The organism is uncultured Pseudokineococcus sp., from assembly GCF_947495735.1.
GTDB lineage: Bacteria > Actinomycetota > Actinomycetes > Actinomycetales > Quadrisphaeraceae > Pseudokineococcus.
In genome coordinates, this window is record NZ_CANMAA010000002.1 from 200,508 (window position 1) to 227,117 (window position 26,610).

Here is a 26,610-nt window from a genome sequence, read left to right on the forward strand (position 1 = left end):
GGACGACGCCGACCCGGACGACGCCCGCACCACCGGCCCACGAGGAGCGCTGAGGACCCTGGCCAGCCGCGACGCGACGAGCGACCGCCGACGCCGAGACGACCGACGGCGCGCGGGCGAGCAGGGGCCGCGGCACCGGGCTCGACGGCGGCGCGCGTGGGTGGGGGCGGCCGGTGCGCTGGGGCTCCTCCTGCCCGCGGCGTCCGGCGCCCCGGCGGCAGCCGTCGCCGCTGCGACCACGACCGCGACGGCAGCTCCCGAGGCGGTGGCGTACTGGGGCTCCTTCCTCGCCGAGGACGGCGCGTGGTCCTTCGCCCCGGTGGGGCCCAGTGCCCGGACGGCCGAGGACGGGTCCGTCGAGGGCTGGCGCTTCGCGACCGCGGCCGCGGGCGCCCGACCGCGGCCGCCGCGCGGGCTGGCCTCCTTCGAGGACCTGTGCGGCGAGGTGCCCGCCGCGGACGGCCGGGTGCGCGTGGGCGTCGTGCTCGACTACGGCCGCCCCGTCGACGCCCCTCCCGGTGCGCAGGGGGAGCCCCCGGCGCCGCGCGGCGCCTGCGCGCAGGTGCCCGAGGGCTCCTCCGGCGAGGTGGTGCTCGACGAGGTCGCGACGCTGCGCGCCGAGGCGGGGGTGCTCTGCGCCGTCGACGGCTACCCGGCGGAGGTCTGCCAGCCCGAGGTGCCCCTGCCCGACGCCGCCCGGGCGGCGGACCAGCCCGTCGAGATCGCCGTGGGGGCACCTGCGCCCGCGAGCGCCGGACCCGTCCAGGACGCCCCGGCCGCCGAGGCCGGCGAGGACCTCCTCGCCGGGCCTGTCGGCCTGGTGGGCGCGCTGGTCGTCGCCCTCGCGCTCGCGGCCGGGCTCGCCGCCGGGGGCCTGGCGCTCCTGCGGCGCGTGCGGGGTCGTCCCCGCTGATCCCCGCGGGCACGCAGCAGAGGCTCACCTCGGCTGCGGCGGGGCCCCGGGGCGCGTCAGCATGAGCAGGTGGCACGGGCCGGGGCGCAGGGCGAGGACGAGCGGGACAGCAGCGCGGAGCCGTCGGGGGCACCGCCCGCGGGGGCGGCGCCGCGCGCCGCGCTGCACGAGGGCGAGCCGCACGGGCGGGGCCCCGGGCGCCTGGGCTGGCTGCGCGCGGGCGTCCTCGGGGCGAACGACGGCATCGTCTCGACGGCGGGGCTGGTCGTGGGCGTCGCGGGCGCCACGGTCGAGCAGGGGCCGCTGCTGACCGCCGGCGTCGCCGGGCTGGTGGCCGGCGCCGTCTCCATGGCCCTGGGCGAGTACGTCTCGGTGAGCACCCAGCGCGACGGCGAGGCGGCGCTGCTGGCGACGGAGCGACGCGAGCTCGAGGCCGACCCCGAGGCGGAGCTCGCCGAGCTCGCCGCCCTCTACGAGGGCAAGGGCCTGAGCCCCGCGACGGCTCGCCGGGTGGCCGCCGAGCTCACCGAGCACGACGCGTTCGCCGCCCACGTCGACGCCGAGCTGGGCCTCGACCCGGACGAGCTGAGCCGCCCGTGGCAGGCCGCCGGCGCCTCCGCCCTCGCCTTCACGGCGGGAGCCCTGCTGCCCCTGGTCTCCGTGCTCCTCCCGCCGCCGGACGCGCGCGTGCCGGTGACGGTCGTCGCGGTCCTGCTCGCCCTGGCCCTCACGGGCGCCGTCAGCGCCCGGCTCGGCCGGTCGGCGGTGCTCCCGGCGGTCGTGCGCCTGGTCGTCGGAGGGGCCCTCGCGATGGCCGCGACCCACGCGATCGGCAGTCTCGTGGGCAGCGCGGCGGGCCTCTGAGCCCGCCGGCGGATGGTTCCCCGGCGAAGACGGGCCCCTCCCCCGCGAAGGAGACGCCTCCTCCACCTCGCGGGCGCCTCTCCACGCGAAGCAGACGCCTCCTTCACGCCCCCGGCGCCCCTCCCCGCGAAGCAGACGCCTCCTTCACCTCCCCGGCGGCGCCCCCGGGTGGACCGGGCGCCTCGGCGCCGGCTCCCGCCGCGGGGCTCAGGCCCGCGTGCGGTCGGGCACGAACGGCGGGCGGACGACCCGGCAGCGCAGGCTGCGGCCGCGCACGTCGACCGCGACCACGTCGTCGCGCTCCACCGAGGCGTCCAGCAGGGCCAGGGCGATGCCGGCGCCCAGCGTCGGCGAGAAGGTGCCCGAGGTCGTGGAGCCCAGCGCATCGCCGTCGGCCGACAGCACGGGCAGGCCCGCGCGCAGCACGCCCCGGCCCTCGGCCAGCAGCCCCCAGGCGCGCCGCGCGGGGCCGCTCTCCCGCTCGGCCAGCAGGGCCTCGCGCCCCCAGAACTCCGGCTTGCCCCACCCGACGGCCCAGCCGACGCGCGCCTGCACCGGGGTGATGTCGGGGGTGAGCTCGTGGCCGTGCAAGGCGTAGCCCATCTCCGTGCGCAGGGTGTCTCGCGCCCCGAGGCCGCAGGCGCGCCCGTCCCGGGCCCGCACCTGCTCGAGCGCCGCGTCCCACAGGTCGCCCGCGTCCTCCCAGCGGGGCAGGAGCTCGTAGCCGCGCTCCCCCGTGTAGCCCGTGCGGCAGACGACGACGGGCCGGCCGCGCCAGGAGGCGTCGACCCAGCCCATGTAGTCGGCGCCCACCGGCAGGCCGAGCGCGTGGAGCACGCCGTCCGCCTCGGGCCCCTGGACGGCGAGGACCGCGTGCTCGCGGTGCTCGTCGAGCACCTCGACGCCGGCGGGCGCGGCCTCGCGCAGCCGGGAGGCGACCTCGCCGGCGTTGGCGGCGTTGGGGACGGTGAAGACCTCGTCGTCACCGCGCAGGTAGGCGATGAGGTCGTCCACGACGCCGCCGCCGGAGTCGCAGCACAGCGTGTACTGCGCGCGACCGGGAGCGATGCGCCCCAGGTCGTTGGTCAGGCACCGGTCCACGAGGGCCGCCGCCCCCGGCCCGCGGACGCGCACCTTCCCGAGGTGGCTGACGTCGAAGAGCCCCACGGCGTCGCGCACGGCGCGGTGCTCGGCGACCACTCCCCCGCCGGCGTGCTCGAGCGGCATGGACCAGCCGCCGAAGTCGGCCATCTTCGCCCCGGCGGCCACGTGCCGGTCGTGCAGCGGCCCGCGGGCGGCCCCCGGTGCGACGACGAGCTCGTCGGCCGCCTCGGCGCGCACGGCGCCGGCCTCCGCGACCGCCCGCTCGCCCGCGCGGTCCGCCGCCGCCCCGTGCTCCGCGGTGCGCGGGTCCTCGACCCGGGCGCGCGCGGGGTCCCCCGAGGGCGAGCCCGGGGAGACGGGGTCGTGGGCGGTCGGGCCGGTTCCGGTGCTCACGGCCCGTGACCCTAGCGAGCGGCTCGGACGCCGCGGGCCGCCCGCCGCCGCGGGGCGACGCCGGTCGCGGGCCGCCGGCGCGTCGGTAGCCTGCCCAGATGACCACCGTGAACCTCCAGAACAAGGACGTGGCGTCGGTGACGGCGGACGCCGTCGTCCTCGCCGTCGCCTCCACCGACGACGGCCCCCGCCTGCTCGCCGACCTCCCCCGGGCCCTGCGGTGGCTGCCCGCCGCCCTGTCCTCCCTGGGCGTCTCCGGCGCGGCGGACGAGGTCGTGAAGGTCGCCTCCGCGGGCGGCGCCTCGGCGGACGTCCTGGTCCTGACGGGCGTCGGCCGCGTGGACGGCGACCGTCCCGCGCCCGAGGCGCTGCGGCGCGCCGCCGGCGCGGCGGCCCGCTCGTGCGCGGGGCTGCCCGTGCTCGCCCTCGGCCTGCCCGCGGCCGACCTCGACGACGCCGTCGCCGCGGTGGAGGGCGCCCTGCTCGGCGCCTACGCCTACTCGACCTACAAGCAGCGCACCTCGGCGGCGCAGAAGGCCCCCGTCGGGGAGGTCGTGCTGCTGACCGCCTCGCCCCGCGACAAGGAGCTGCGGGCCGGCGTCGAGCGCGCCCGCGTCGTCGCCGACGCGGTGGCCGCGACCAGGGACCTCGTCAACGCGCCGCCGGTGGACCTCTACCCCGAGTCCTTCGCCGACATCGCCGTCGCCGCGGGCAAGGAGCACGGCCTGAAGGTCAAGGTCCTCGACGACGTCGCGCTCGCCAAGGGCGGCTACGGCGGCCTGACGGGCGTCGGCAAGGGCTCGACGCGCGGCCCCCGCCTGGTGAGCGTCACGTGGTCGCCTCGGGGCGCCGCCGCCAAGGTCGCGCTCGTCGGCAAGGGCATCACCTTCGACTCCGGCGGCCTGTCCATCAAGCCCGCCGCCTCGATGGAGACCATGAAGTGCGACATGGGCGGCGCCGCCGCCGTGCTGCAGACCGTCGTCGCCGCCGCGCGCCTGAAGCTCCCCGTCGAGGTCACCGGCTGGCTGTGCCTGGCGGAGAACATGCCCTCCGGCGGCGCGATGCGCCCCTCCGACGTCATCACCACCTACGGCGGGCGGACCGTGGAGGTCCTCAACACCGACGCCGAGGGCCGCCTGGTCCTCGCCGACGGCATCGTCGCGGCGTGCGAGGCCCAGCCCGACCTGCTGCTCGACGTCGCGACCCTGACGGGCGCCCAGATGGTCGCCCTGGGCTCGCGCGTCTCGGCCGTCATGGCTGACGACCTCCAGGTCGGCCAGCGCGTCGTCGCGGCCGCCGAGCGCTCCGGCGAGCAGTTCTGGCCGATGCCGCTGCCCGAGGAGCTGCGCGCCAGCATGGACTCCCCCGTCGCCGACATCGCCAACATGGGCGAGCGCTTCGGCGGGATGCTCGTCGCCGGCCTCTTCCTGCGCGAGTTCGTGGGCCGCACCGGCGGCGAGGGCAGCCCCCGGATCCCGTGGGCGCACCTGGACATCGCCGGCCCGGCCTTCAACGAGGGCAAGCCGTGGGGCTACACGGGCAAGGGCGGCACGGGCGTCGCCGTCCGCACGCTCCTCCAGGTGCTCGAGGACGCCGGCAAGCGCTGAGCGACCACCAGGACCGAGCCCCGGCCCCCGCTGCAGCACCGGTGCCGAGGGGCTCGAGACCGACGAACGGCGCGCTCCCACCGCGGGGAGCGCGCCGTTCGTCGGTCTCGGCCGCAGGAGACGCCGTGCGGCGGTGTCGGCGGCGCAGGCGCGCCGCCGTCCTCACCCCCCGGCGAGCGCCGCCCGCACCAGCGCCAGCGCCCGCTCGCCGTCCAGCCCCAGGCGCCGGACGCGGTCGGCGTAGGCGCTGGCGGCGGCGACCGCCTCGGCCTCCGCGCTGGTCCCCGCCGCGATGACCGTGCCGCCTCGGCCGCGCGTCTCGACGACGCCGTCCTGCTCGAGCTCCTTGTAGGCCCGCGCGACCGTCCCCGGGGCGATGCCGAGGTCGCCGGCCAGCCGCCGCACGGGGGGCAGCCGCTCCCCGGGCGCCAGCTCACCGGCCTCCACGGCCGCGACCACCTGGGCGCGCAGCTGCTCGAACGGCGGGACGGGCGAGTCGCCGTCGACGACGAGGAGGCTCACGGCGCCACCGAGGTGGCCATGGCCGGGTCGGCTCCCGCGGGGTCGGCCGGCAGCGGCCACAGCCGGGCGCGCACGTAGCGCTCCGAGGGCTGCACCACCAGGGAGACGAGCAGGGTCAGGAGCAGACCCAGGAGCACGAGGACGGTGCCGAACGCCGCCCCGGCGGCCAGGAGACCCCGCCCGGGCTCGCCCCCGAGCACGGCGAACGGGGTGAGGCCGCACGCGAACGCGGCGAGCATCAGGGGCAGCGGCACGAGGTCGCGCAGCGCCCTCGCCCGCAGGACGTCGTCCCAGGCGAGCTCGAGCGAGCTCCCCGCGGGCTGGCGCCGGGCCAGCACGCGCCGGCAGAGCCACTCGGTGACCAGCCACGCGGCCGCGGCCACGCCGGCGAACACCACCAGGGTGGCGTACCCGCGCGGAAGGACCCGCGGCAGCGCGAGGGAGGCGGCCCCCAGTGCGAGCACCACCACGAGCGGCGCCAGGCTCAGCAGTCGGACGACGGCGGTGTCCAGACGCGGGACGTAGTCGGCCAGCACGGGCGACGTCGGGCGCGCCAGGCGTCGCGCCCCCTCGACCGGCGGGGCCAGCGCCTCCCGGGCCACGACGACCAGGGCGCCCGCGGCCTGCCCGACCAGCACGAGGAAGACCCCCAGCAGCGGCAGGAGCGAGAGGTCGACCGCGAACTCGGGGAAGGTGGACGCCGAGCCCTCCACGACGGCTCCGCGCCGGTCGAGGTCACTCCCCCGCGCGAGGAGCACCAGCGTCAGGAGCGCGCCGACGAGGGCGCCGGCGCTCGCCCCCGCCTGCCGGCGGGCCAGCCGCAGCCCCACTCGCTCGACCAGCGCGTCCGGGAGGAGCCCGCCCGCGGACGCCGCCGTGCCGGGCAGGCGCGCCACCAGGCCCAGCCGCTCGACCCTGCGACGGCGCCAGCCCGGTCGGCGGCCGGCGAGGAGGTGGTGCACGAGCGTCGCGCCCAGGGCGACGACGACGACGGACCAGACGACGAGCACGGAGACCCCCGGGGCCGTGGTGGACGGGACCCGACGAACGTAACGAGATCTGTACCAGGGGTCAAGCACAATATCTGGTACGAACTGCTGCTCGAGCACGAGCGCGCGTCAGGGCCGGCGGCGTCGCGCCTTCTCGGCCGCGCGCTGGCGGGCGTTGTAGTCGCGCATGCGCTGGGGGTAGCCGGTGAAGTTGACGTCGTAGAACGGCATGGCCAGGTCCTGGGCGAAGCGCCTCGCCGTCGCCGCGTCGGGGACGCGGCGCCGCGTCCACTCGCCGTCGGTGGTGATGAGCAGGAGCGTCAGGCCGGTGTCGTTCGTCGCGGGCTCGAGGTAGGCCTCGACGCCGACCTTCGTGCGGGCGAACTCCGCCAGGTGGGCGGACGACTCGCCGCGCTCCGCGCGGGGGGAGGGGTCGCTGGAGCCGGCGCGCGGAGCGCTCCCCCGACGACCGAGGAGCCGCGACCACCACGCCATGCCGACCTCCGTCCGCGCGCGGGTGGGCACCCGCCGCGGGGCCACGGTAGCCGCGCCCCGCGCGGGCAGACCTCGAGCACGGGCAGGAGGCCGGGGCGAGGTCCCGCCCGGCGCGGCGCCGCGCGCTCCCGGACGCGGGGCGCGCGCCGTCCCGGCCGCGTCCGGTTGCCGCGCGCGCCCGGGGTAGTGCCAGGATGGGCGCAGCCCCGGTGCCGCGGACGGACCGTCCGGCGGGACGGGGGCGGACAGACGTCCCGCGACCCCAGGAGCCACGCGTGCCCGAGTCCCCCGCAGACACCGTCTACGACGTCGTCGTGCTCGGGGGTGGGAGCGGCGGCTACTCCGTGGCGTTCCGCGCTGCCGAGCTGGGCCTGTCGGTCTGCCTGGTCGAGAAGGCCGAGCTGGGCGGCACGTGCCTGCACCGCGGCTGCATCCCCACCAAGGCCCTCCTGCACGCGGCCGAGGTCGCCGACTCCGCCCGCCACGCCGAGACCTTCGGCGTGAAGGCCGAGCTCCAGGGCATCGACATGGCCGGGGTCAACAAGTACAAGGACGGCATCGTCAGCCGCCTGCACAAGGGCCTCCAGGGCCTGGTGAAGGCCCACGAGGTCACGATGGTCGAGGGCGAGGGCCGCCTCGTGGCCCCCGACGCCGTCGAGGTCGACGGCACCCGCTACCGCGGCAAGAACGTCGTGCTCGCCACCGGCTCCTACTCCAAGAGCCTCCCGGGCCTCGAGATCGGCGGCCGGGTCATCACCAGCGAGCAGGCCATCCGCCTCGACTCGGTGCCCGAGAAGGCGATCGTGCTCGGCGGCGGCGTCATCGGCTGCGAGTTCGCGAGCGTCTGGAAGTCCTTCGGGGTCGACGTGACGATCGTCGAGGCCCTCCCCCGGCTGGTCGCCGCCGAGGACGAGGCCGCGTCGAAGGCCCTCGAGCGCGCCTTCCGCAAGCGCAAGATCGGCTTCTCCACCGGTGTCCGCTTCAAGGGCGTGACCCAGGACGACAGCGGCGTGCACGTCGAGCTCGAGGACGGCAAGACCTTCGACGCCGACCTCATGCTGGTCGCCGTCGGCCGCGGCCCGTCCACCGACGGACTGGGCTTCGCGGAGGCCGGCGTCACCCTCGACCGCGGCTTCGTCATCACCGACGAGCGGCTGCGCACGGGCCTCGAGACGGGCCAGGGCGGGAACGTCTACGCGGTGGGCGACATCGTCCCCGGGCTGCAGCTGGCGCACCGGGGCTTCGCGCAGGGCATCTTCGTCGCCGAGGAGATCGCGGGCCAGCAGCCGGCCCCGGTCGTGGACGCGATGATCCCGCGCGTGACGTACTCCACCCCCGAGATCGCCTCCGTGGGCCTCACCGAGCGCCAGGCTCGCGAGCTCTACGGCGACGACGCGGTCGAGGTCCTCGAGTACAACCTCGGCGGCAACGGCAAGAGCCAGATCCTCGGCACCGCGGGCTTCGTCAAGCTCGTGCGCGAGAAGGACGGCCCCGTCGTCGGGTTCGTCGCCGTCGGGGACCGCATGGGCGAGCAGGTCGGCGAGGCCCAGCTCATCGTGAACTGGGAGGCCTTCCCCGAGGAGGTCGCCTCCCTCGTGCACGCGCACCCGACCCAGAACGAGTCGCTCGGCGAGGCGCACCTGGCCCTCGCCGGGAAGCCGCTGCACAGCCACAGCTGAGGGCCGGGCAGCCCTCCGGGGCATGCCCGCCGCGCCCGCCCGACCCCAGAGGAACGAGGAGACCCCATGTCCCAGTCCGTGCAGATGCCCGCCCTCGGCGAGAGCGTCACGGAGGGCACCGTCACGCGCTGGCTCAAGTCGGTCGGCGACGCCGTCGAGGTCGACGAGCCCCTGCTCGAGGTGTCCACCGACAAGGTCGACACCGAGGTGCCGTCCCCCTTCGCCGGCACCCTGCAGAAGATCCTCGTCGAGGAGGACGAGACCGTGGAGGTCGGCGCCGACCTCGCGGTCATCGGCGACGGCGAGGGCGGCGGCGACGAGGGCGGGGACCAGGAGGAGTCCGGCGGGAAGGCCGAGGCCGAGCCGGAGCCGGAGCCGGAGCCCCAGCAGGACCAGGAGGAGGAGCCCTCTTCGGGCGGCGAGTCCTCCGCGCCGGCGCAGAGCGGCGGCGGGAGCGACGACGAGGGCCAGGGCACGCCCGTCGTGATGCCCGCCCTCGGCGAGAGCGTCACCGAGGGCACCGTCACGCGCTGGCTCAAGAGCGAGGGCGACACCATCGAGGTCGACGAGCCCCTGCTCGAGGTCTCCACCGACAAGGTCGACACCGAGGTCCCCTCGCCCGTGGCGGGCACCATCACCAAGATCCTCGTGGGCGAGGACGAGACGGTCGAGGTCGGCGCCGAGCTGGCGATCGTCGGCGGCTCCTCCCAGGGCGGTTCCGGGGCCACCGCGGACCAGGGCGCCGACGAGGGCGCGGGCAGCGCTCCCGAGGCCGCCTCGCCGCCGCCCGGCGACGCCGACGACGCGGGCGACCTGGGCGACGAGGCCGACTCCCGCGAGGCGGCCGTCGAGGACGCCGAGCGCAAGACGGCCTCCCGCGGCTCCGGCGCCGACGACAGCGGCGACGCCGAGGCCCCGCCGGCCGGGGAGACCGAGCCCGAGCAGGACACGGACTCCTACACCTCGCCGGAGCCGCAGGTGCCCACCGGCACGGCGCAGCCCCAGAAGGCGACGACGTCGTCGGCCGGTGACACCACCGGCGGCTCCAGCGGCAGCGGCTACGTCACGCCGCTGGTGCGCAAGCTGGCCCAGCAGCACGGCGTCGACGTCTCGACCCTCACGGGCACCGGTGTCGGCGGGCGCCTGCGCAAGCAGGACGTCCTCGACGCCGCCGAGAAGGCGCAGCAGCCGCAGGACGAGCCGCAGGAGACCTCCGCGCCAGAGGCCGCGCCCGCCGCGACGGCCCCGCCGCAGTCGTCCGCCGGCTCCGGCTCGGCGGGATCCTCGGTCAAGGGCAAGACCGAGGAGACGGCGAAGGCGGTCGCCTCCAAGCGCGGCACGACCGAGAAGATGTCGCGGCTGCGCAAGGTCATCGCGCAGCGCATGGTCGAGTCCCTGCAGGTCTCGGCCCAGCTCACGAGCGTGGTCGAGGTGGACGTCACCCGCATCGCGCGGCTGCGCTCGCGGGCGAAGTCCTCGTTCGAGCAGCGCGAGGGCGGCCGGCTGTCCTTCATGCCGTTCTTCGCCCTGGCGGTCTGCGAGGCCCTCAAGGCCTACCCGCAGGTCAACGCCAGCGTCGACGGCGACTCGGTCGTCTACCACGCGCAGGAGAACCTCGGCATCGCCGTGGACACCGAGCGCGGTCTGCTCGTGCCCGTCATCAAGGAGGCCGGTGACCTCAACCTCGCGGGCCTCAACCGGCGGATCGCCGACCTGGCCGAGCGCACCCGCACGAACAAGGTGACGCCGGACGACCTGGCGGGCGGCACGTTCACCATCACGAACACGGGCAGCCGCGGCGCCCTGTTCGACACGCCGATCATCAACCAGCCGCAGGTGGCCATCCTCGGCACGGGCGCGATCGTCAAGCGCCCCGTCGTGGTGGCGGACGGCGACGGCGGCGAGTCGATCGCCGTGCGCTCGATGATGTACCTGGCCCTGTCCTACGACCACCGGATCGTCGACGGCGCCGACGCGGCGCGCTTCCTGTCGACGCTGAAGGCTCGTCTGGAGGAGGGCGACTTCGAGTCCGAGGTCGGCCTGTAGCCACCCAGGAGGCCGGGGGCGGCCGCCGCGTCGTGCGCGCGGCGACCGCCCCCGGCCCCACCACCTCCTCGTCCGGCACGAGGTCGACGCACCACGACGAGAGAGGCGGGCCCGCATGAAGGTCGTCGTGTGCGGCGCCTCCGGGCTGATCGGCACCGCGCTGCGCGAGCGGCTCGAGGCCCTCGGCCACGAGGTCGTCCAGCTCGTCCGCCGCGAGCCCTCCGGACCCGGCGAGGTGCGCTGGGACCCCGCGCGCCGCGAGCTCGACGTCGCCGCGCTGGACGGCGTCGACGCCGCGGTCAACCTCTCCGGTGCCGGGGTGGGCGACCGGCGGTGGTCCCCCGCCTACCAGCAGGAGATCCTCTCCTCGCGCACCGAGCCGACGCGCACGCTGGCCGAGGCGCTGGCCCGGCTCAGCCCGCGCCCCCGGGTGCTCGTGCAGGGCTCGGCGATCGGCGTCTACGGGCACCGCGGCGAGGAGGTCCTCACCGAGGAGTCGTCCCCGGGGTCGACCTTCCTCGCCGACGTCGTGGTCGACTGGGAGGCCGCCGCCCGACCGGCGCAGGACGCCGGCATCCGCACCGCCTTCGCGCGGACGGGCCTCGTGATGGCTCCCGGCGCCGGGGCGTTCGGCAAGCTCCTCCCCCTGCTGCGCCTCGGCCTCGGCGGTCCCCTCGGGGACGGGCGGCAGTGGTGGAGCTGGATCACCCTGGAGGACGAGGTGTCCGCCCTCGTCCACCTGCTCACGGCGGACGTCGAAGGACCCGTGGACCTGACCGGGCCCGCCCCCGTGCGCAACGCCGAGCTCACCCGGGCCCTGGGGCGCGCGTTCGGACGCCCCACGCTGCTGCCCGTGCCGCGAGCCGCCCTGCGGGTCGCGGTGGGCGCCTTCGCCGACGAGATCCTCGCCAGCCAGCGGGTGCTGCCGGCCGTCCTGCAGCAGAGCGGCTTCCGCTTCGCGCACGCCGACGCGGACGCCGCGGCCGGCTGGCTCGCCGCCGCCTGACACCGCGGCACGAGCACCTCCGGAGCGCCAGAAGAATTGTCCGTTTCGCCGAGTGATACGTCCGTGATGTCCCGATTAACGGTCCGGTGAAGACTGGATAAGGTCGGACATCAGGCATCACGGGTTGATAACGGCTTCCGCCCCTGCTGGCGTCGTACGTCGGATCATGATGGTGTCCGCTCGGCGGAGGTCTCTCCGCTCCCTGCTCCGCGACGTCATCCACGTCGTCGGGACGACTCGGAGGACACCCACTTGACCGCAGTGAAGAAGACGCTGGCGCTCTCGGCGGCTCTCGCCCTGACCGCTCTGCCCCTCGCCGGACCGGCCATGGCGGCGAGCAGCAGCTCGACCGAGCTGACCGGCACCCTGACCCAGCTCAACGACAGCGGTGCCACCGCCGACGTCAGCGGCACCGTCTCGGACGGCGAGCTGACCCTCACGATCACCCCGAGCGGCCTGCTCGAGAACGCGCCCCACGCGCAGCACCTCCACCTCGGCGCGGCGAGCACGTGCCCCTCCAACGACACCGAGGGCTCGGGCGCCGACGGCGCCCTGCAGACCACGGACTCGTTCGGCGACTACGGCCCCATCGGCATCTCGCTGACCACCGAGGGCGACTACTCCTCCGACAGCGGCCTCGCCGTCGACCGGTTCCCCCTCGGCAACGCCGAGTACGACCGGACCTTCGAGATCTCCGACGAGGTCGCCCAGCAGATCCTCGACGGCGAGGGCGTCGTCGTGATCCACGGCGTGGACCAGAACGGCAGCGGGACCTACGACGGCGACGTCATGTCCGACCTGGACCCGACGCTGCCCGAGGAGGCCACCAACCTGGCCGCCTGCGGCACGCTCGACGTCGTGACGGCCGTCGCCGCCGAGTCCGAGTCCGGTTCCGAGGACGCTCCCGAGATGACCATGCCGCAGGGCGGCGCGGACACCGGCGTCGGCGGGACCGCTGGTGGCGACAGCCTCCTGGTCGCGGGCGGCGCAGCCGTCGTCGCCGCTGGTGCGGCGGGCCTCGTGTGGAGCCGTCGTCGCGCGGGCGAGCGCGGCTGACCCCAGCTCCACCTCGATGTGACGACCTCGGCGGCCGCACCGTCCGTCCCAGGACGGTCCGGCCGCCGGGGTCGTGCATCCCCGGCTGCGGGCGCCGTGGTCGTGGGCGCCTTCGTCATGGGCGCTGCCCTCAGGCGCGACTGACGGACGAGCGGCCCGGCGAGCCCACCGCACCCGGCCCCCGCCGCCGCCCGCGCAGCACCGGTCCTCCCCGGCGCCGGCCGTCAGGGCACCGGGAGCACCTCGTGAACCCGCCACGTGCCCTCCTCCTGGACGAGCCGCAGCCGCGCTGCGACCTCCTCGCCCCGGGGCACGCGGGCCAGGACCTGGCCGCCGTCGGAGACGAGCTCGTGCGCAGAGGTGCGCACGACGACGTCGACCGCGGCCGCACCGGGCCCCGGAGCCGGGGCGGGTGAGGCCCGGAGGACCTCCGTCTGTAGGCCCGCAAGCCTCGCTCCCCGGCGGGTGAGCTCCGCCAGCCCGGCCAGGTCCTCCTCGAGCGCCGGCGACCCCGACGCCGAGGCGCGCGCGAGCGGCGCCGCGTCCCGGGTCGCGAAAGCCCGGCTGCGCAGCCCCGCGAGCACCCGGACGGCAGCCACCGGGTCGGAACCGGCCAGCACCGCCTCGTCCTCGGCGGTCCCGGCGTCCGAGGCCTCGGGCCCCGACGCCCCGGGCCCCGACGCCCCGGGCCCCGACGCCTCGGGCCCCGACGCCTCGAAGCCCGAGGCAGCGGGCTCCGGCGCCGTGCGCAGGCCGCCGTCCTCGGCGGACACCGGGCTCGCCGGGTCCTGCGGGGCTCCCCCCTCCCCCGCGGTGCCCGCGCCCGTGGAGCCGTCGGCGGTGCCGGCCGCGCCCCGCCGTGGGGCGTCGGCATCCGGCACGGGCCGCTCCTGCGCCGCCGGTGCCGCAGCGCCCGGCCGCAGGCCCGGGTCCAGGAGCGGGAGGACCAGCACGAGGAGCACCGCAGCGGCGAGGGCGCCCACGACCGCCAGCACCGAGGTGCCCGCGGCGAGCCGGCGACCGCCCTCGCCGCGCACGCGGCGCCGCGCCCCCGAGGCCTCCGGCTCGTGCCCCGCGCCGTCGTCCAGCACGGTGCCGGCCCACGCGCCCGACCCGGCCCGCGACTGCTCTCCGGCCTCAGCACCGGCCTCGTCCCCGCGGCGCCCCGACCGCGGGACCCCCGACCGGCGGACCAGGCCCAGGCGCCGGCGCGCCCGCGAGATGGGCGGGTGCTCGTCGAGGGAGGTGCGCCAGGCCTCCGGCTGCTGCGCGGCCGCGCGGACGCGGTGGGTGATGACCTCGTCCGGCGGGGCGGAGGGGTCGGTCGGCACCAGCCGCACCGGCTCCGCCTCGGCGCTCTCCCACGCCCGGCGGGCCAGGTCCCGCGCGTCCGGACGACGGGAGGGGTCCGGCTCGAGGCAGTCCTCGACGAGGTCGACGAGGTCGCGCGGGACGTCGGGCCGCAGCGTGACGAGCGGCGGGCGCTGCGAGGACGGCCCCGGCACCAGCGCGGTGAGCGCGTGCCAGGCGCAGGCGCCGAGGGCGTGCACGTCCCCCTCCGCGGTGGCGGGGCCGCCGGCGGCCCGCAGCTCGTCGGCGTAGCCGGGCGTGAGCTCGAGCAGGACCTCCGGGACCGGGCTGGGGGGTTCGCCCGCCGTCCCGCAGGCGACCAGTCCGGCGGTGCCGAGGTCCGCCAGGAGGGGACGGCCGTCCTCGGCGAACAGGACGTTCCCCGGTGAGACGTCGCCGTGGACCACCCCGGTGGCGTGCAGGCCCGCGAGCACGCCCGCCAGGGGCACGAGCACGGTGACCACCTCCCCGGGGTCGAGAGCCCCGCGCTCCGCCACGAGGGCGGCGAGGCTGGCGCCCGGGGCGTGGTCGAGGACCAGGACCGGGCGAGGGCGGGCCTCGTCGGTCTGGGCCAGGCCGCGCAGGCGCACGAGGTGGGGGTCGTCGAGCGCCGCCAGCAGCGCGGCCTCCCCCTCCAGGCGCTGGCGGGCGGCCGCGTCCGCGGCCACCGACCCCCGCAGCACCTTGAGCGCTGCGGCGTCGCCGGAGGCCACCTCGCGCGCCCGCCACACCTCTCCCGACCCGCCGCGCCCGAGGAAGCGCTCGACCTCCCAGCCGGGCACCCGCGGCGGCTCCCCGCGCAGGCCCTGCGCCGAGACGCCCTCCGCCGCGACGGCCCCGGCGACGGCCCCGGCCCCGGCCCCGGCCCCGGCCCCGGCCCCGGCCCCGGCCCCAAGGCTCCCTCGCGCGAGGTCCGGCGCCCCCGGCGCCGCGAGCGGCCACGAGGAGGGCAGCGCGCTGCCGACGTCCTCGAGCGCCTCCCACCAGGGCGCGCCCGACGCCCCGCCCGACCCTCCGCCGTCGCCCGACCGACCTCCCTCCCCCGACCGGCCTCCCTCGCCCGACCGGCCTCCCTCGCCCGACCGGGCGCCACCCGCTGCATGTCGTCCCGCCACCCCGGCAGTGCAGCGCGGACGGGGGTGGTCCCGCAGGGGTCGTCCACAGGCCCCGTCGGGTCCACCGGCCGCGCAGGTCAGCGCGCCCCCGCGAGAGTCCCGCGAGTCCCGCCTGCACGCCGTCGGCCGGGCGGCCCGCGGCTGCGCCACGATGCTCCCCATGACTGCTGACGCCCCGACGATCGTCGCCACCTCCGGGGGCCTGCGCCCCGGGAGCCGCACCCGCCTGGAGTGGTCCGGGCTCGTCCACCACGCCGTCGACCTGGCCGGCGTGAGCGGCCGGGCGCCGCGCCTCGTGCACGTCGGCACCGCCGGCGGCGACCAGCGGTGGTTCCAGGCCGAGCTGTCCGAGGCCGCGCGCGTCGCGGGCTTCGACCTCACCCACCTCAACCTCTTCCCCATGCCCTCGGTCGCCGACCCCGCCGAGCTGCTGGCCTCGGCCGACGTCGTCTGGGTCGGCGGCGGGAGCGTCGCCGGGCTGCTGGCGATGTGGCGCCTGCACGAGCTCGCCGGCGCCTTCCGCGCCGCGTGGGAGGCCGGCGTCGTCCTCGCGGGGGTGAGCGCCGGGTCCCTGTGCTGGCACGTCGGCGGGCCGACCGACTCCTTCGGGCCCGACCTGCGGCTCGTCACCGACGGGCTGGCGCTGCTGCCCTACGGCAACGGCGTCCACTACGACTCCGAGGCCGGGCGCCGGCCGCTGGTGCAGCGGTCCGTGGCCGCCGGGGACCTGCCCCTGACCTACTGCACCGACGACGGCGTCGGGCTCGTCTACCGCGGCACCGAGCTCGTGGAGGCCGTCACCGACGTCGCCGGCAAGGGCGCCTACCGCGTCGAGCGCGACGCCACCGGCGCGGTGCCCCGGGCGGTGGAGACGCGCCTCGACCCGCGGCTGCTCGGCTGACGGAGGCCGGAAGAGCGTCGTCCAGCGACCCTGCTGACCGCGAGCCCGGGGGACGCGCTCCCCGGGGGGAGGGCTCAGACGGCGGGCGTCTCCACGGCGACCACGCGGCCCTCCTCGGCGCTGACCCGCGCCGCGTCCACCACCGCGAGCACGTGCACGGCGTCGACCGGGTCGACCGGGACCGGCCCCTCGCCGCGCACCGCCTGGGCGACGGCCCGGTAGTAGTCGGCGTGGCCACCCGGCGCGGTGGCGACGCGCTCGCGCTCGGGGGCCCGGACCAGCCACCCGGTGTGCCCCGCGTCGTCGTCGAGGTCCCCGGCGAAGCCGGACGCCTCCCCCTCGAAGGAGACGACGACGTACGCGCCGCGGGTGCCGAGCACGCGGGTCCGCGGGCCGGGGGCGCCGGCGGCGCTGACGGCCGAGAGGTGGCTGCGCACCCCGCCGGCGTGGCGCAGCGCGAGGAAGGTCGTGTCCTCCGCCGGGGTGAGCTGGGCCGACACCTCGGCGTAGACCGACTCGACGGGCCCGAGGAGCTGGACGGCCGAGTCGACGAGGTGGGTCTGCAGGTCCAGCAGCAGACCCCCGCCCTCGGCGGGCGGGGCGCTCTCGCGCCAGCGGTCCTTGGGCACGGGGCGCCAGCGCTCCCAGCGCCGCTCGAGGCGCACCACGTCGCCGAGCTCGCCCGAGGCCAGGAGCGCGGCCAGGGTGCGCTGCTCGTCGTCCCAGCGCCGGTTCTGGAACACCGTGAGCAGCGCCCCGGCGTCGCGCGCCGCCCGCACCACCCGCGCGGCGCCGGCGGCGTCGACCGCCAGCGGCTTGTCGACGACCACGGGTCGCCCGGCCTCGACGCAGGCGAGCGCCTGCTCCTCGTGGACCCCCGAGGGGGAGGCCAGGACGACGACGTCGACTCCGTCAGGACCGGTCCCGGCCTCCAGCACCGCCGCGAGGTCGTCCACGACGCGGGCGCCGGGGAGCTCCTCGGCCACCGCCGCCCGACGCTCGGGGCTCCCCGTCGCCACGAGCGCCACCTCGAGACCCGCCTCGCGCAGCAGCGGGGCGTGGATGCCCCGGCCCGCGCTGCCGTAGCCCACGAGGGCGACGCGCACCGGCGCCCCGGCGCTCACAGCCTGTCCTCCGCGCGGGCTGCGCGCCGGCGGGGAGGCGGGGCGAGGTGGGTCGTCACGGTGGCGATCCTGCCGGGATCGCGCCCGTCCGCACCACTCCGGGAGGCCCTCCCGACCCCCGCGCTGACCACGGCGGGCGACCCCGCTGAGCCACCGGGAGGCCGTCGGCCCCACGGCAGCAGCGGCGAGCGCTCACCGGTGGTCGTCGAGGGCGCTCCCGGGTCAGCCGCGCTCGAGCAGCGACCTCAGGGACTCCAGGTCGGCCAGGACCGCCCGGCAGTCCCGGTCGTGCTCCTCCTCGCTCGTCCCCGCGCGGTGGCGGACGGTGAAGACCACCTCGCAGTGCTGCCCGTCGGGGATGACGCGCAGCGGGTTGAGGACCCGCTCACCGCTGGGGAGCGTGACGGTGTGGTCGAGGACGCCGAGGTCGTTGGGAGGAGTCGGGTCCACGCGCACACGGCCCATGGGGGAGTCGGCGAACCAGTGGTCGCCGTCCTGCACGACGGTGCTCCGGGCCAGGCCCGCCGCCCAGGCCGGGAGGTGGGTGAGGTCGGCGGCGTAGGCGTACACCGCCTCCGCAGGGGCGGCGATGACGACGCTGAGGTGGCGCGACGGCCTCATGGCCGGGGACCGTAGCCCCGACCGGCCCGGACCGGGGCGACTCGGTGCTCCGGTGCGAGGACCGCTGGTCGCCCCCGGGCGAGCCGCGAGCCCCGAGCACGCGCCGAGGCCCGGCACCGGTGGCGCCGACCGGGCGTACCGTCGCGCCATGCGCTTCGAGCACGTGGGGTTCGGGTCCGACGCCGTGGAGTACCGCCGGGGGTGGGAGCTGCAGCGCGCGGCCCACGTCGAGGTCGTGGCGGGTGCCGAGGACGTCGTGCTGCTGCTGGAGCACGAGGCCGTCTACACCGCCGGCAAGCGGACCCTGGACTCCGAGCGGCCCTTCGACGGCACGCCCGTCGTCGACGTCGACCGCGGAGGCAAGATCACCTGGCACGGGCCGGGGCAGCTGGTCGGCTACCCGATCACCCGCCTGCCGGACCCGGTCGACGTCGTCGCCTACGTGCGGCGCCTGGAGCAGGTGCTCATCGACGCCTGCGCCGACCTCGGCCTGGCCACCGAGCGCGTCGAGGGCCGCAGCGGCGTGTGGGTGCGCGGGGACGGCTCGGGACTGCCGGGCCGGCGCGACCGGAAGGTCGGGGCCATCGGCATCCGCGTGGCGCAGGGCGTGACCATGCACGGCTTCGCGCTCAACTGCGACAACGTCCTCGACGGCTTCGGCGGGATCGTGCCCTGCGGCATCCCGGACGCCGACGTCACGACGCTGTCGGGCGAGCTGGGCCGACCGCTGGCCGTGGCCGACGCCCTGCCCGTCGTCGAGCGGCACCTGGCACGCACCCTGCCCGTGCCGCCCCGCGAGCGCGCCGAGCGCCCCCAGCCCGCCGCCGCCGGCGTCTGACCGCAGCGGCGGGCCGGACCGGCGTCAGAGCGCGGCGACCTGCGGCAGGACCTGCTCGGCGACCAGTTCGAGGTGGTCGAGGTCGGACAGGTCGAGGAACTGGACGTACGTGCGCTGGGAGCCCACGGCGGCGTAGCGGCCGAGCTTCTCGACGACCTCGTCGGGCGTTCCGGCCAGGCCGTTCGCGCGCAGCTCCTCGACGTCGCGGCCGACGGCGGCGGCGCGGCGGGCGACCTCGGCGTCGTCGCGTCCCACGCACGCCACCAGGGCGCTGGACCACGTGAGCTCGCCGGAGTCCCGGCCCGCCTCGGCGCAGGCGTCGCGCACGCGCCCGAACTGGGTGCGCACGTCCTCCACCGAGCCGAAGGGCAGGTTGAACTCGGTGGCGTGGCGGGCGGCGAGCGCGGGGGTGCGCTTCTTGCCGCCGCCGCCGACGACGACGGGCACGCGCTCCTGGGCGGGCTTGGGCAGCGCCGGGGAGTCGACCAGCTCGTAGTGCTCCCCGCTGAAGGAGAACGTCTCTCCCGCAGGGGTCCCGAGCAGACCCGTGACGACGGCCAGCTGCTCGGCGTAGCGGTCGAAGCGCCCGCGCACGTCGGGGAACGGGATGCCGTAGGCCCGGTGCTCCTCGGCGTACCAGCCGGCCCCGAGGCCGAGCTCGACCCGACCGCCGGACATCTGGTCGACCTGGGCCACCTGGATGGCCAGCACGCCCGGGTGCCGGAAGGTGGCCGAGGACACGAGCGTGCCGAGGCGGATGGTGGAGGTCTCCCGGGCCAGGCCGGCCAGCGTCGTCCAGGCGTCGGTGGGCCCGGGCAGCCCGTCGCCGTCGCCCATCACGAGGTAGTGGTCGGAGCGGAAGAAGGCGTCGTAGCCGGCCGCCTCGGCGGTGCGGGCGACGGCGAGGAGGTCGTCGTAGGTGGCGCCCTGCTGGGGCTCGGTGAACACGCGGAGATCCATGGGCGCCATCCTGGCGCCTGTGACGGACTCATCGCAGACCACCTCCCCCGCCGCACCGACCGCTGCCGCAGCGCCGCCCGCGCTGAGGGACGCCACCGCCGACCGGCTGCTCCACCTGCTGGCGCGCGAGCAGGTGGAGCGGCGCCTGCCGTCGGTCGTGGCCGGGCTCGTGCGCGACGGGCAGCTGCTCTGGTGGGGAGCCCGCGGCAGCGCCGCCGAGCCGGGCGCCGCGCCGGCGCCCCCGGCGCCCACCACGCGCTACCGCATCGGCTCCATCACCAAGAGCCTCGTGGCGACGGCCGTGATGCGCGCCCACGACGACGGCCTCGTAGGCCTCGAGGACCCGGTGGGGCAGCACCTGCCCGAGCTCGGTGACGGGCGCGGCGACGTCGGCGCGCTGACCGTCGGCCAGCTGCTGGGCCAGGCCTCCGGCCTGCAGGCCGAGAACGACGGCGCCGGGCCCTGGTGGGAGCGCAGCCCCGGCGGCGACTGGGCCGCCCTGGCCCCGGCCCTGACCGCCGACGCCCGCCGGCACCGCCCCGGGCACCGCTTCCACTACTCCAACACCGGCTTCGCCGTCCTCGGCGAGCTGCTCGCCCGGCTGCGCGGCCGTCCCTGGCACGAGGTCGTGCGCGGCGACGTCCTCGAGCCGCTCGGCATGTCGCGCGCGGGCCTGCGCCGCGACGCCGACTCGGCGCCCGGCCTGGCCGTCCACCCCTGGGCGGACGTCGTCCTGCCCGAGCCCGAGCACGACGCCGGGGCGATGGCCCCGGCCGGCCAGGTGTGGGCCACGGTGCCCGACCTCGCCCGCTTCGCCGCCCTGCTCGCCGGCACGGCCGGCGTCGACGTCGTCCGCCCGGAGACGCTGGCGCTCATGCGCGAGGCCCAGGTCGTCGACGATCCGCGCACCGGGGCCTGGGCCAGCGGCTACGGCCTCGGCCTGCAGCTGTGGAACGCCGGCGGTCGTCGCCTGGTCGGCCACAGCGGCTCCATGCCCGGCTTCGTCGCGATGCTCCAGGTGGACGCCGCCTCCGGGGACGGCGTCGTCGCGATGACCAACTCCACGACGGGCTTCGGCGACCTCGCCACCCGCCTTCTCGACGTCCTCGCCGAGGCCGAGCCGCGGCTGCCGGCGGCGTGGGCGCCCCGCGCCGTCCCTCCGGAGGTGCTCGAGCTCGTCGGCCCCTGGTACTGGGGGCCCTCGCCGCTCGTGGTGCGCGCCGAGGAGGGCGGGTTCCTCCTCGAGGGCCTCGGGCGCCCCTCCCGCTCGTCCCGCTTCCGCCCCTCCCCCGCCGGTGACGGCACCTGGGTGGGCCTGGACGCCTACTACGCCGGGGAGCGGCTGCGCGTGCTCCGCGGCGCCGACGGCGCGCCGTCGCACCTGGACCTCGCGAGCTTCCGCCTCACGCGCACGCCCTACGACCCGGCCGCCGACGTCCCCGGCGGCGTGGACGAGGGCGGCTGGCGCGCCTGACCGGCGCCGCACCCGGCGTCGTGCCCGGCGTCGGGTGCCTGGGGCCGTGCGGTGCCTCCGGCGCGTGGGCTCGCTCGCTCTTCGAAGTAGTCGACAACTTCGCCCCTCTGGGCGCCCGATCACCGAAGTCATCGACAACTCTGGCCCGCAGGGCGCCCGACCACTGAAGTAGTCGACAACTCCGGCCCGCAGGGCGCCCGACCACTGAAGTAGTCGACAACTCCGGCCCCTGGGCGCCCGGCACCTGAAGTAGTCGACAACTCCGGCCCGCAGGGCGCCCGACCACTGAAGTAGTCGACAAGTCCGGCCCCTGGGGCGCCCGGCACCCGAAGTAGTCGACAACTCCGGCCCCGGCCACCCACCCCGCCCTGCGCGACCCGGCCGCCCCCCTCGCCCCCGCCCCCGCCCCCGCGCCACCGGACGGCGGCGCGGTCGCGCGTACGCTGCTGCGGTGACGGTCGCACCCGAGGGACGCAAGATGCTCCGCGTCGAGGCGCGCAACGCCGAGACGCCCATCGAGAAGAAGCCCAGCTGGATCAAGACCCGGGCGAAGATGGGCCCCGAGTACAGCGAGCTCAAGAGCCTGGTCAAGCGCGAGGGCCTCCACACGGTGTGCGAGGAGGCGGGCTGCCCCAACATCTTCGAGTGCTGGGAGGACCGCGAGGCCACCTTCCTCATCGGCGGCGAGCAGTGCAGCCGCCGGTGCGACTTCTGCCAGATCGACACGGGCAAGCCCTCCCCGCTGGACCGGGACGAGCCGCGCCGCGTCGCCGAGAGCGTCCAGGCCATGGGCCTGCGCTACGCCACGGTCACCGGCGTCGCCCGCGACGACCTCCCGGACGGCGGCGCCTGGCTGTACGCCGAGACCATCCGCGCGATCCGCGCCCTCAACCCGGGCACCGGCGTCGAGATCCTCGTGCCCGACTTCAACGGCGTCCCCGAGCTCGTCGGCCAGGTGCTCGACGCCGGCCCGCAGGTCTTCGCGCACAACGTGGAGACGGTGCCGCGCATCTTCAAGAGCATCCGTCCGGCCTTCCGGTACGAGCGCTCGCTCGACGTCATCTCCCAGGGCCGCGCCGCCGGTCACGTCACCAAGTCGAACCTCATCCTCGGCATGGGCGAGACGACCGAGGAGGTCGTGGAGGCGCTGCGCGACCTGCACGAGGCCGGCTGCGACCTCGTGACGATCACCCAGTACCTGCGCCCCAGCCCTCGCCACCACCCGGTGGACCGCTGGGTCAAGCCCGAGGAGTTCGTCGAGCTGCGCGACGCCGCCGACGAGATGGGCTTCGCCGGCGTCATGAGCGGCCCGCTCGTGCGCTCGTCCTACCGGGCGGGACGCCTGTGGGCCGGGGCCATGAAGCGCCGCGGCCAGACCATCCCCGCCGAGCTGTCGCACCTGGACGTCGAGCAGCCCGCGCGCCAGGAGGCCTCGAGCCTGCTCTCCCGCTCCTGACGTCGCCCGGCCCGCCCCCCGCGCGCTGCCCACCGGGGGGCGAGGTGCGGCCGTGACGCCGCCCCTGCGTTCCGGGACGGATCTCACGGCGGCACGGCGCCCGCGAGCTGGGCCGCGCGGGACGGCGAGGGGGGCGAGCCGGCGGCCCGTATCCTGACCGGCATGGCACGCCGCGCACCCCGCCCCCCCGCCGGAGCCTCCCCCGCCGGAGCCTCCCCCGCCGGGAGCTCTCCGGCAGGAGCCTCTCCGGCTGGAGCGACGGGTGCGGCGTCCGGTCGGGGCCCCTTGGCGGCCCTGCGCCGCCGGCGCGACCGCCCGAAGTTCGGCCCCGACGGCCGCCCGACCGGCCGAGTCGCGCAGATGCGCCAGGTCTACGGGATGACGAAGACGGCCGACCCGTCCGTCACCTGGTGGATGCTGGGCGTCTTCGTCGGCGTGCTCGCCGTCGCCCTGCTGATCGGCGTCCTCACCGGGCACCCCATCTACCTCACAGTGATCGGCCTCCCGATCGCCGTGCTCGGTGCGCTCGTGGTCCTCGCGCGCAAGGCCGAGGCCGCCGCCTACAGCCAGATCGAGGGGCGCCCCGGTGCGGCAGGGGCCGCGCTGCGCTCGATCCGCCGCGGCTGGGACATCGACGAGCAGCCCGTCGCCGTCGACGCGCGCACCCAGGACTCCGTCTTCCGCGGCGTCGGCCGCGCCGGCGTCGTGCTCGTGGGGGACGGCGCCCCGCACCGCATCGGCAAGCTGCTCGAGGCCGAGCGCCGCAAGGTCGCGCGGGTGCTGCCGAGCGTGCCGGTCCACGTGATGCAGGCCGGCTCCGGCGAGGGGCAGGTCCCGCTGAAGAGCCTGGGCCGCCGCGTCCAGCGCCTGAAGCCCGTGATGACCAAGGACGAGATGTCCCAGGTCCAGCGCCGGCTCAAGGCCATCGGCGGCATCCGGATGCCCGTGCCCAAGGGCGTCGACCCGCTGCGCGCGCGCCCCGACCGCAAGGCCTCGCGCGGCCGCTGAGCCGACCCGCCCCGTCGCGGCGCCGCTCCCTCAGCCCGGCGGCAGGTGCTCGGCGAGCCACTCCCCCAGCGCCTGCGCACTGGCGCCGACGGCGTCCGCCCAGTCCCACGCGCTGTCGTCGGCCCCGTCGCTGACGTGCTTGGCGAGCACCACCCGCGCGCCGAGCGACCGGCTCGCCCACGCGACGGCGAAGCCCTCCATGTCCACCAGGTGCGCCCGCTGCGCCAAGCGGTCGCGGACCACCGCGTCGGAGACGAACACGTCCCCGGCGGCGAGCACGACGTCGCCCGCCGGCGCGCCGGGCAGCCCGTCAAGCTCGAGCTCGGTCCTCGTGGGCGCACCCACCTGCGCGAGCGCGGCGGCGGAGATGTCGTGGTGCAGCACCCGCCCGGGCACGTGCAGGCCGCCCACGCCCTCGCGGAGCGCCCCGGCCGTGCCGACGCCGACCACGAGCGGCCTGCGATCCGGCGCTCGTGCGGCGAGGACCGCGGCCACCGCGGTCGCCGCCGCGGTCTTGCCCGGCCCCGTCAGCAGCAGCGGGAGGTGCGCGGGCACGGACACCGCCTCCACGGCCAGGGCAGCGACGACGAGGACGTCGTCCCGGGCCCCGGGGCCTCGAGCGGCGCGCAGCCGCGGCGCCGAGGGGGAGGACGGGGACGGGGAGGGCGCCTGGCTCATGGCGGTCACCGTCCCAGAGGAGCCCGGCCGACGGGCACGCCGACGCCGGACGGCGAGCCGCACGACGACCGCGTCGCGCCCAGCACCACGACCCCGGCTGCTGCGCGAGGCGCGGCGGTGCGGACCCCGGTCGGGCGAGGAGCTCAGCGGCGCAGCAGCACGGTGCCGGCGAAGCGGTCGTGCAGCCCGCGCTGGTCGGCGTCCCAGATCGCGGCGGGGATGACCAGGCAGAGCAGGACCGTCCGGACGAGGGCGCGCAGCGGGCCGGGCCAGGCGCCCGCCACGCCCAGCACGCGCATCCGCAGCAGCAGGTGCCCCGGGCTCCCGCCCACGGTGCCGACGCCCACCGCGTGCAGCACGGCGAAGACGCCGAGCGTGGCCCAGGGGTCGCCGTCGAGCAGAGCGGTCGAGACGAGCAGCGCGAGCAGCCAGTCCACGAGCACCCCGAGCAGCCGTCGCCCCGTGGTCGCCACCGAGCGCGCGCCCGAGCGCGGCAGTCCCAGGCGCCGGCCGGGCCACGCCTGCTCGACGCCGCCAGGTCCGGTCATCGGGCTCGCCACACGGCCACGCTAGACGGAGATCTCGACCTGTCCGCCGTGCGGCCGGGCCGGCTCGGCTACCGTCGGTCGCGTCGAGCGCCGCCACCCCTGCGGCGCAACACATCGGAAACACCGGCGACACGAGCGGGCAACGGCGCGCTCCTAGCGTCATGACCCACGATCGATGCCCGAGGTCGACGTCACCGCGCGTGACGACGGCGCCCCCGGGCCGACGGCTCCCGCCGCCACCCGACGAACCCCGACCCCGCCAGGAGAGTGGATGTTCACCAACGCCGACGAGGTGCTCGCCTACATCGCCGAGAACGACGTCAAGATGATCGACGTCCGCTTCTGCGACCTCCCCGGGGTGATGCAGCACTTCACGGTGCCGGCCGCCTCGGTCGACGCCGACTTCTTCACGACCGGCCAGATGTTCGACGGCTCCTCGATCCGCGGCTTCCAGGCCATCCACGAGTCCGACATGAAGCTCGTGCCGGACGTCGAGACGGCCTTCGTGGACCCCTTCCGGCCCGTGAAGACGCTGGTCATCAACTTCGGGATCGTCGACCCGTTCACCGACGAGGCCTACACCCGCGACCCGCGCCAGATCGCCCGTCGCGCCGAGGAGTACCTGCGCTCGACCGGCATCGCCGACACCGCGTTCTTCGCCCCCGAGGCCGAGTTCTACGTCTTCGACGACGTGCGGTTCGAGACGAACCAGCACGAGAGCTACTACCACATCGACTCCATCGAGGGCGCCTGGAACACCGGGCGCAAGGAGGAGGGTGGCAACCTCGGGCACAAGACGCCCTACAAGGGCGGCTACTTCCCCGTGCCGCCGGTGGACCACTTCGCCGACCTGCGCGACCAGATGGTCCTCGCCCTGGACGCCCTCGGCCTCGAGGTCGAGCGCGCCCACCACGAGGTCGGCACGGCCGGCCAGGCCGAGATCAACTACAAGTTCGACGAGCTGTTCAAGTCGGCCGACAAGGTCATGCTGTTCAAGTACGTCATCAAGAACGTGGCGCACGCCAACGGCAAGACGGCGACCTTCATGCCCAAGCCGCTGTTCGGCGACAACGGCTCGGGCATGCACGTGCACCAGTCGCTGTGGAAGGACGGCACGCCGCTGTTCTTCGACGAGCGCGGCTACGGCGGCCTCTCCGACGTCGCCCGCTGGTACATCGGCGGCCTGCTCAAGCACGCACCCTCGCTGCTGGCCTTCACCAACCCCACGGTGAACAGCTACCACCGCCTGGTGCCGGGCTACGAGGCGCCGGTCAACCTCGTGTACTCGGCGCGCAACCGCTCGGCGTGCGTGCGCATCCCGATCACGGGCAGCAACCCCAAGGCCAAGCGCATCGAGTTCCGCGTGCCGGACCCGTCGAGCAACCCGTACCTGGCCTTCGCGGCCATGCTGATGGCGGGCCTGGACGGGATCCAGAACCGCATCGAGCCGCCCGCGCCGGTCGACAAGGACCTCTACGAGCTCCCGCCCGAGGAGCACGCGGCCATCGACCAGGTCCCCGGCTCGCTCGGCGCCGTCCTCGACGCCCTCGAGGCCGACCACGAGTACCTCACCCGTGGCGGGGTCTTCACCGAGGACCTCATCGAGACCTGGATCGACTACAAGCGGACCAACGAGATCGACCCGATCCGCTTCCGCCCGCACCCCCACGAGTTCGAGATGTACTTCGACATCTGAGCCCCACGGACCGCTGGTGCTGCGGCGACGCAGCCAGCCGGTCTTCGACGAGTCCGCACGAACCGCCAGCGCCCGCGGCGGGTCGTGCGGACTCGTCGTCGTCGGGGCGCGCCGGGGGTCGTCGCGTGGGAGGGCCCCCAGGCACGCCCGCCCTGCGCGGTCCCCCG

General features: G+C 76.6%; 23 protein-coding genes. 13 read left to right on the top strand and 10 right to left on the bottom strand.

Annotated features, from left to right (window positions below):
- Positions 1 to 160 precede the first annotated feature (160 nt).
- Positions 161 to 913 carry an SCO2322 family protein gene (locus tag Q0848_RS03870; protein WP_299035061.1) on the top strand — a complete coding sequence of 251 codons (753 nt, stop codon included), beginning with the start codon at positions 161 to 163 and terminating at the stop codon, positions 911 to 913.
- A gap of 162 nt (positions 914 to 1,075) precedes the next feature.
- Positions 1,076 to 1,777, top strand: coding sequence for a VIT family protein (locus Q0848_RS03875; RefSeq protein ID WP_366146417.1), 702 nt, complete (start codon positions 1,076 to 1,078; stop codon positions 1,775 to 1,777).
- A 207-nt stretch (positions 1,778 to 1,984) separates the two neighbouring features.
- Here the strand turns inward: Q0848_RS03875 and gcvT are convergent, their stop codons facing one another.
- Positions 1,985 to 3,118, bottom strand: coding sequence for a glycine cleavage system aminomethyltransferase GcvT (gcvT, locus tag Q0848_RS03880; RefSeq protein WP_366146418.1), 1,134 nt, complete (start codon positions 3,116 to 3,118; stop codon positions 1,985 to 1,987).
- Positions 3,119 to 3,372: 254 nt separating this feature from the next.
- On the opposite strand from gcvT, the gene Q0848_RS03885 reads away from it, so the two are divergent.
- Positions 3,373 to 4,881, top strand: a complete 1,509-nt coding sequence (locus Q0848_RS03885) for a leucyl aminopeptidase (RefSeq protein WP_299035069.1) — start codon at positions 3,373 to 3,375, stop codon at positions 4,879 to 4,881.
- A 162-nt stretch (positions 4,882 to 5,043) separates the two neighbouring features.
- Here Q0848_RS03885 and Q0848_RS03890 read toward each other — a convergent pair whose 3' ends face one another.
- From Q0848_RS03890 to Q0848_RS03900, 3 genes are all read right to left on the bottom strand, one after another.
- Positions 5,044 to 5,403 (bottom strand): GntR family transcriptional regulator, encoded by a 360-nt coding sequence (locus Q0848_RS03890; protein WP_366146392.1) that lies wholly within the window; start codon positions 5,401 to 5,403, stop codon positions 5,044 to 5,046.
- On the bottom strand, positions 5,400 to 6,413 hold the full coding sequence (locus tag Q0848_RS03895; protein WP_299035072.1) for a hypothetical protein: 1,014 nt from the start codon (positions 6,411 to 6,413) through the stop codon (positions 5,400 to 5,402). Before Q0848_RS03895 ends, Q0848_RS03890 begins: the two co-directional genes overlap by 4 nt.
- A gap of 108 nt (positions 6,414 to 6,521) precedes the next feature.
- Positions 6,522 to 6,887, bottom strand: a complete 366-nt coding sequence (locus Q0848_RS03900) for an oxidoreductase (RefSeq protein WP_366146419.1) — start codon at positions 6,885 to 6,887, stop codon at positions 6,522 to 6,524.
- Positions 6,888 to 7,162: 275 nt separating this feature from the next.
- On the opposite strand from Q0848_RS03900, the gene lpdA reads away from it, so the two are divergent.
- The 4 genes from lpdA (at position 7,163) to Q0848_RS03920 (ending at position 12,674) form a co-directional block, all read left to right on the top strand.
- Entirely contained in the window at positions 7,163 to 8,566 is a 1,404-nt protein-coding gene (lpdA, locus tag Q0848_RS03905; RefSeq protein WP_299035077.1) for a dihydrolipoyl dehydrogenase, read from the top strand.
- 66 nt (positions 8,567 to 8,632) lie between these two features.
- Positions 8,633 to 10,612 (top strand): 2-oxoglutarate dehydrogenase, E2 component, dihydrolipoamide succinyltransferase, encoded by a 1,980-nt coding sequence (gene sucB, locus Q0848_RS03910; RefSeq protein ID WP_299035079.1) that lies wholly within the window; start codon positions 8,633 to 8,635, stop codon positions 10,610 to 10,612.
- Between the two features lie 115 nt (positions 10,613 to 10,727).
- Positions 10,728 to 11,618 carry a TIGR01777 family oxidoreductase gene (locus Q0848_RS03915; protein ID WP_299035082.1) on the top strand — a complete coding sequence of 297 codons (891 nt, stop codon included), beginning with the start codon at positions 10,728 to 10,730 and terminating at the stop codon, positions 11,616 to 11,618.
- 261 nt (positions 11,619 to 11,879) lie between these two features.
- Positions 11,880 to 12,674 (top strand): hypothetical protein, encoded by a 795-nt coding sequence (locus Q0848_RS03920; RefSeq protein WP_366146420.1) that lies wholly within the window; start codon positions 11,880 to 11,882, stop codon positions 12,672 to 12,674.
- 224 nt (positions 12,675 to 12,898) lie between these two features.
- Here the strand turns inward: Q0848_RS03920 and Q0848_RS03925 are convergent, their stop codons facing one another.
- Positions 12,899 to 14,806 carry a serine/threonine-protein kinase gene (locus Q0848_RS03925; RefSeq protein WP_299035091.1) on the bottom strand — a complete coding sequence of 636 codons (1,908 nt, stop codon included), beginning with the start codon at positions 14,804 to 14,806 and terminating at the stop codon, positions 12,899 to 12,901.
- Positions 14,807 to 15,299: 493 nt separating this feature from the next.
- Here Q0848_RS03925 and Q0848_RS03930 point away from each other — a divergent pair, with 493 nt between their 5' ends.
- A complete protein-coding gene (locus tag Q0848_RS03930; RefSeq protein WP_299035094.1) occupies positions 15,300 to 16,040 on the top strand; it encodes a peptidase E in 741 nt (246 codons plus the stop codon).
- Positions 16,041 to 16,114: 74 nt separating this feature from the next.
- On the opposite strand, the gene Q0848_RS03935 is transcribed toward Q0848_RS03930, so the two are convergent.
- Together Q0848_RS03935 and Q0848_RS03940 are read right to left on the bottom strand one after the other, a co-directional pair.
- A complete protein-coding gene (locus Q0848_RS03935) occupies positions 16,115 to 17,164 on the bottom strand; it encodes a Gfo/Idh/MocA family protein (protein ID WP_299035096.1) in 1,050 nt (349 codons plus the stop codon).
- A 222-nt stretch (positions 17,165 to 17,386) separates the two neighbouring features.
- Positions 17,387 to 17,785, bottom strand: a complete 399-nt coding sequence (locus tag Q0848_RS03940) for an SRPBCC family protein (RefSeq protein WP_299035099.1) — start codon at positions 17,783 to 17,785, stop codon at positions 17,387 to 17,389.
- Positions 17,786 to 17,933: 148 nt separating this feature from the next.
- On the opposite strand from Q0848_RS03940, the gene lipB reads away from it, so the two are divergent.
- Positions 17,934 to 18,623, top strand: coding sequence for a lipoyl(octanoyl) transferase LipB (gene lipB / locus Q0848_RS03945; RefSeq protein ID WP_299035102.1), 690 nt, complete (start codon positions 17,934 to 17,936; stop codon positions 18,621 to 18,623).
- Positions 18,624 to 18,647: 24 nt separating this feature from the next.
- Here the strand turns inward: lipB and Q0848_RS03950 are convergent, their stop codons facing one another.
- A complete protein-coding gene (locus Q0848_RS03950; protein ID WP_299035105.1) occupies positions 18,648 to 19,583 on the bottom strand; it encodes an LLM class F420-dependent oxidoreductase in 936 nt (311 codons plus the stop codon).
- Between the two features lie 19 nt (positions 19,584 to 19,602).
- Here Q0848_RS03950 and Q0848_RS03955 point away from each other — a divergent pair, with 19 nt between their 5' ends.
- From Q0848_RS03955 to Q0848_RS03965, 3 genes are all read left to right on the top strand, one after another.
- Entirely contained in the window at positions 19,603 to 21,057 is a 1,455-nt protein-coding gene (locus Q0848_RS03955) for a serine hydrolase (RefSeq protein WP_299035107.1), read from the top strand.
- A 451-nt stretch (positions 21,058 to 21,508) separates the two neighbouring features.
- Entirely contained in the window at positions 21,509 to 22,513 is a 1,005-nt protein-coding gene (gene lipA, locus Q0848_RS03960) for a lipoyl synthase (RefSeq protein ID WP_299035110.1), read from the top strand.
- Positions 22,514 to 22,798: 285 nt separating this feature from the next.
- Entirely contained in the window at positions 22,799 to 23,521 is a 723-nt protein-coding gene (locus Q0848_RS03965) for a DUF4191 domain-containing protein (protein ID WP_366146393.1), read from the top strand.
- A gap of 30 nt (positions 23,522 to 23,551) precedes the next feature.
- Here Q0848_RS03965 and Q0848_RS03970 read toward each other — a convergent pair whose 3' ends face one another.
- Both Q0848_RS03970 and Q0848_RS03975 read right to left on the bottom strand, forming a co-directional pair.
- Positions 23,552 to 24,199, bottom strand: coding sequence for a nucleosidase (locus Q0848_RS03970; RefSeq protein WP_299035118.1), 648 nt, complete (start codon positions 24,197 to 24,199; stop codon positions 23,552 to 23,554).
- Between the two features lie 143 nt (positions 24,200 to 24,342).
- A complete protein-coding gene (locus Q0848_RS03975) occupies positions 24,343 to 24,747 on the bottom strand; it encodes an RDD family protein (protein WP_299035121.1) in 405 nt (134 codons plus the stop codon).
- Between the two features lie 271 nt (positions 24,748 to 25,018).
- Between Q0848_RS03975 and glnA the strand changes: the two genes are divergently transcribed.
- Positions 25,019 to 26,443 carry a type I glutamate--ammonia ligase gene (gene glnA / locus Q0848_RS03980; RefSeq protein ID WP_299035123.1) on the top strand — a complete coding sequence of 475 codons (1,425 nt, stop codon included), beginning with the start codon at positions 25,019 to 25,021 and terminating at the stop codon, positions 26,441 to 26,443.
- Positions 26,444 to 26,610: the final 167 nt, after the last annotated feature.

Bases quoted from the DNA above. Each gene is read 5' to 3' on its own strand.
- Q0848_RS03885 (WP_299035069.1), top strand. From the start codon at position 3,373: ATGACCACCGTGAACCTCCAGAACAAGGACGTGGCGTCGGTGACGGCG.
- Q0848_RS03970 (WP_299035118.1), bottom strand. From the start codon at position 24,199: ATGAGCCAGGCGCCCTCCCCGTCCCCGTCCTCCCCCTCGGCGCCGCGG.
- Q0848_RS03915 (WP_299035082.1), top strand. From the start codon at position 10,728: ATGAAGGTCGTCGTGTGCGGCGCCTCCGGGCTGATCGGCACCGCGCTG.
- lipB (WP_299035102.1), top strand. From the start codon at position 17,934: ATGCGCTTCGAGCACGTGGGGTTCGGGTCCGACGCCGTGGAGTACCGC.
- Q0848_RS03950 (WP_299035105.1), bottom strand. From the start codon at position 19,583: ATGGATCTCCGCGTGTTCACCGAGCCCCAGCAGGGCGCCACCTACGAC.
- glnA (WP_299035123.1), top strand. From the start codon at position 25,019: ATGTTCACCAACGCCGACGAGGTGCTCGCCTACATCGCCGAGAACGAC.
- Q0848_RS03930 (WP_299035094.1), top strand. From the start codon at position 15,300: ATGACTGCTGACGCCCCGACGATCGTCGCCACCTCCGGGGGCCTGCGC.
- Q0848_RS03975 (WP_299035121.1), bottom strand. From the start codon at position 24,747: ATGACCGGACCTGGCGGCGTCGAGCAGGCGTGGCCCGGCCGGCGCCTG.
- Q0848_RS03900 (WP_366146419.1), bottom strand. From the start codon at position 6,887: ATGGCGTGGTGGTCGCGGCTCCTCGGTCGTCGGGGGAGCGCTCCGCGC.
- Q0848_RS03940 (WP_299035099.1), bottom strand. From the start codon at position 17,785: ATGAGGCCGTCGCGCCACCTCAGCGTCGTCATCGCCGCCCCTGCGGAG.
- sucB (WP_299035079.1), top strand. From the start codon at position 8,633: ATGTCCCAGTCCGTGCAGATGCCCGCCCTCGGCGAGAGCGTCACGGAG.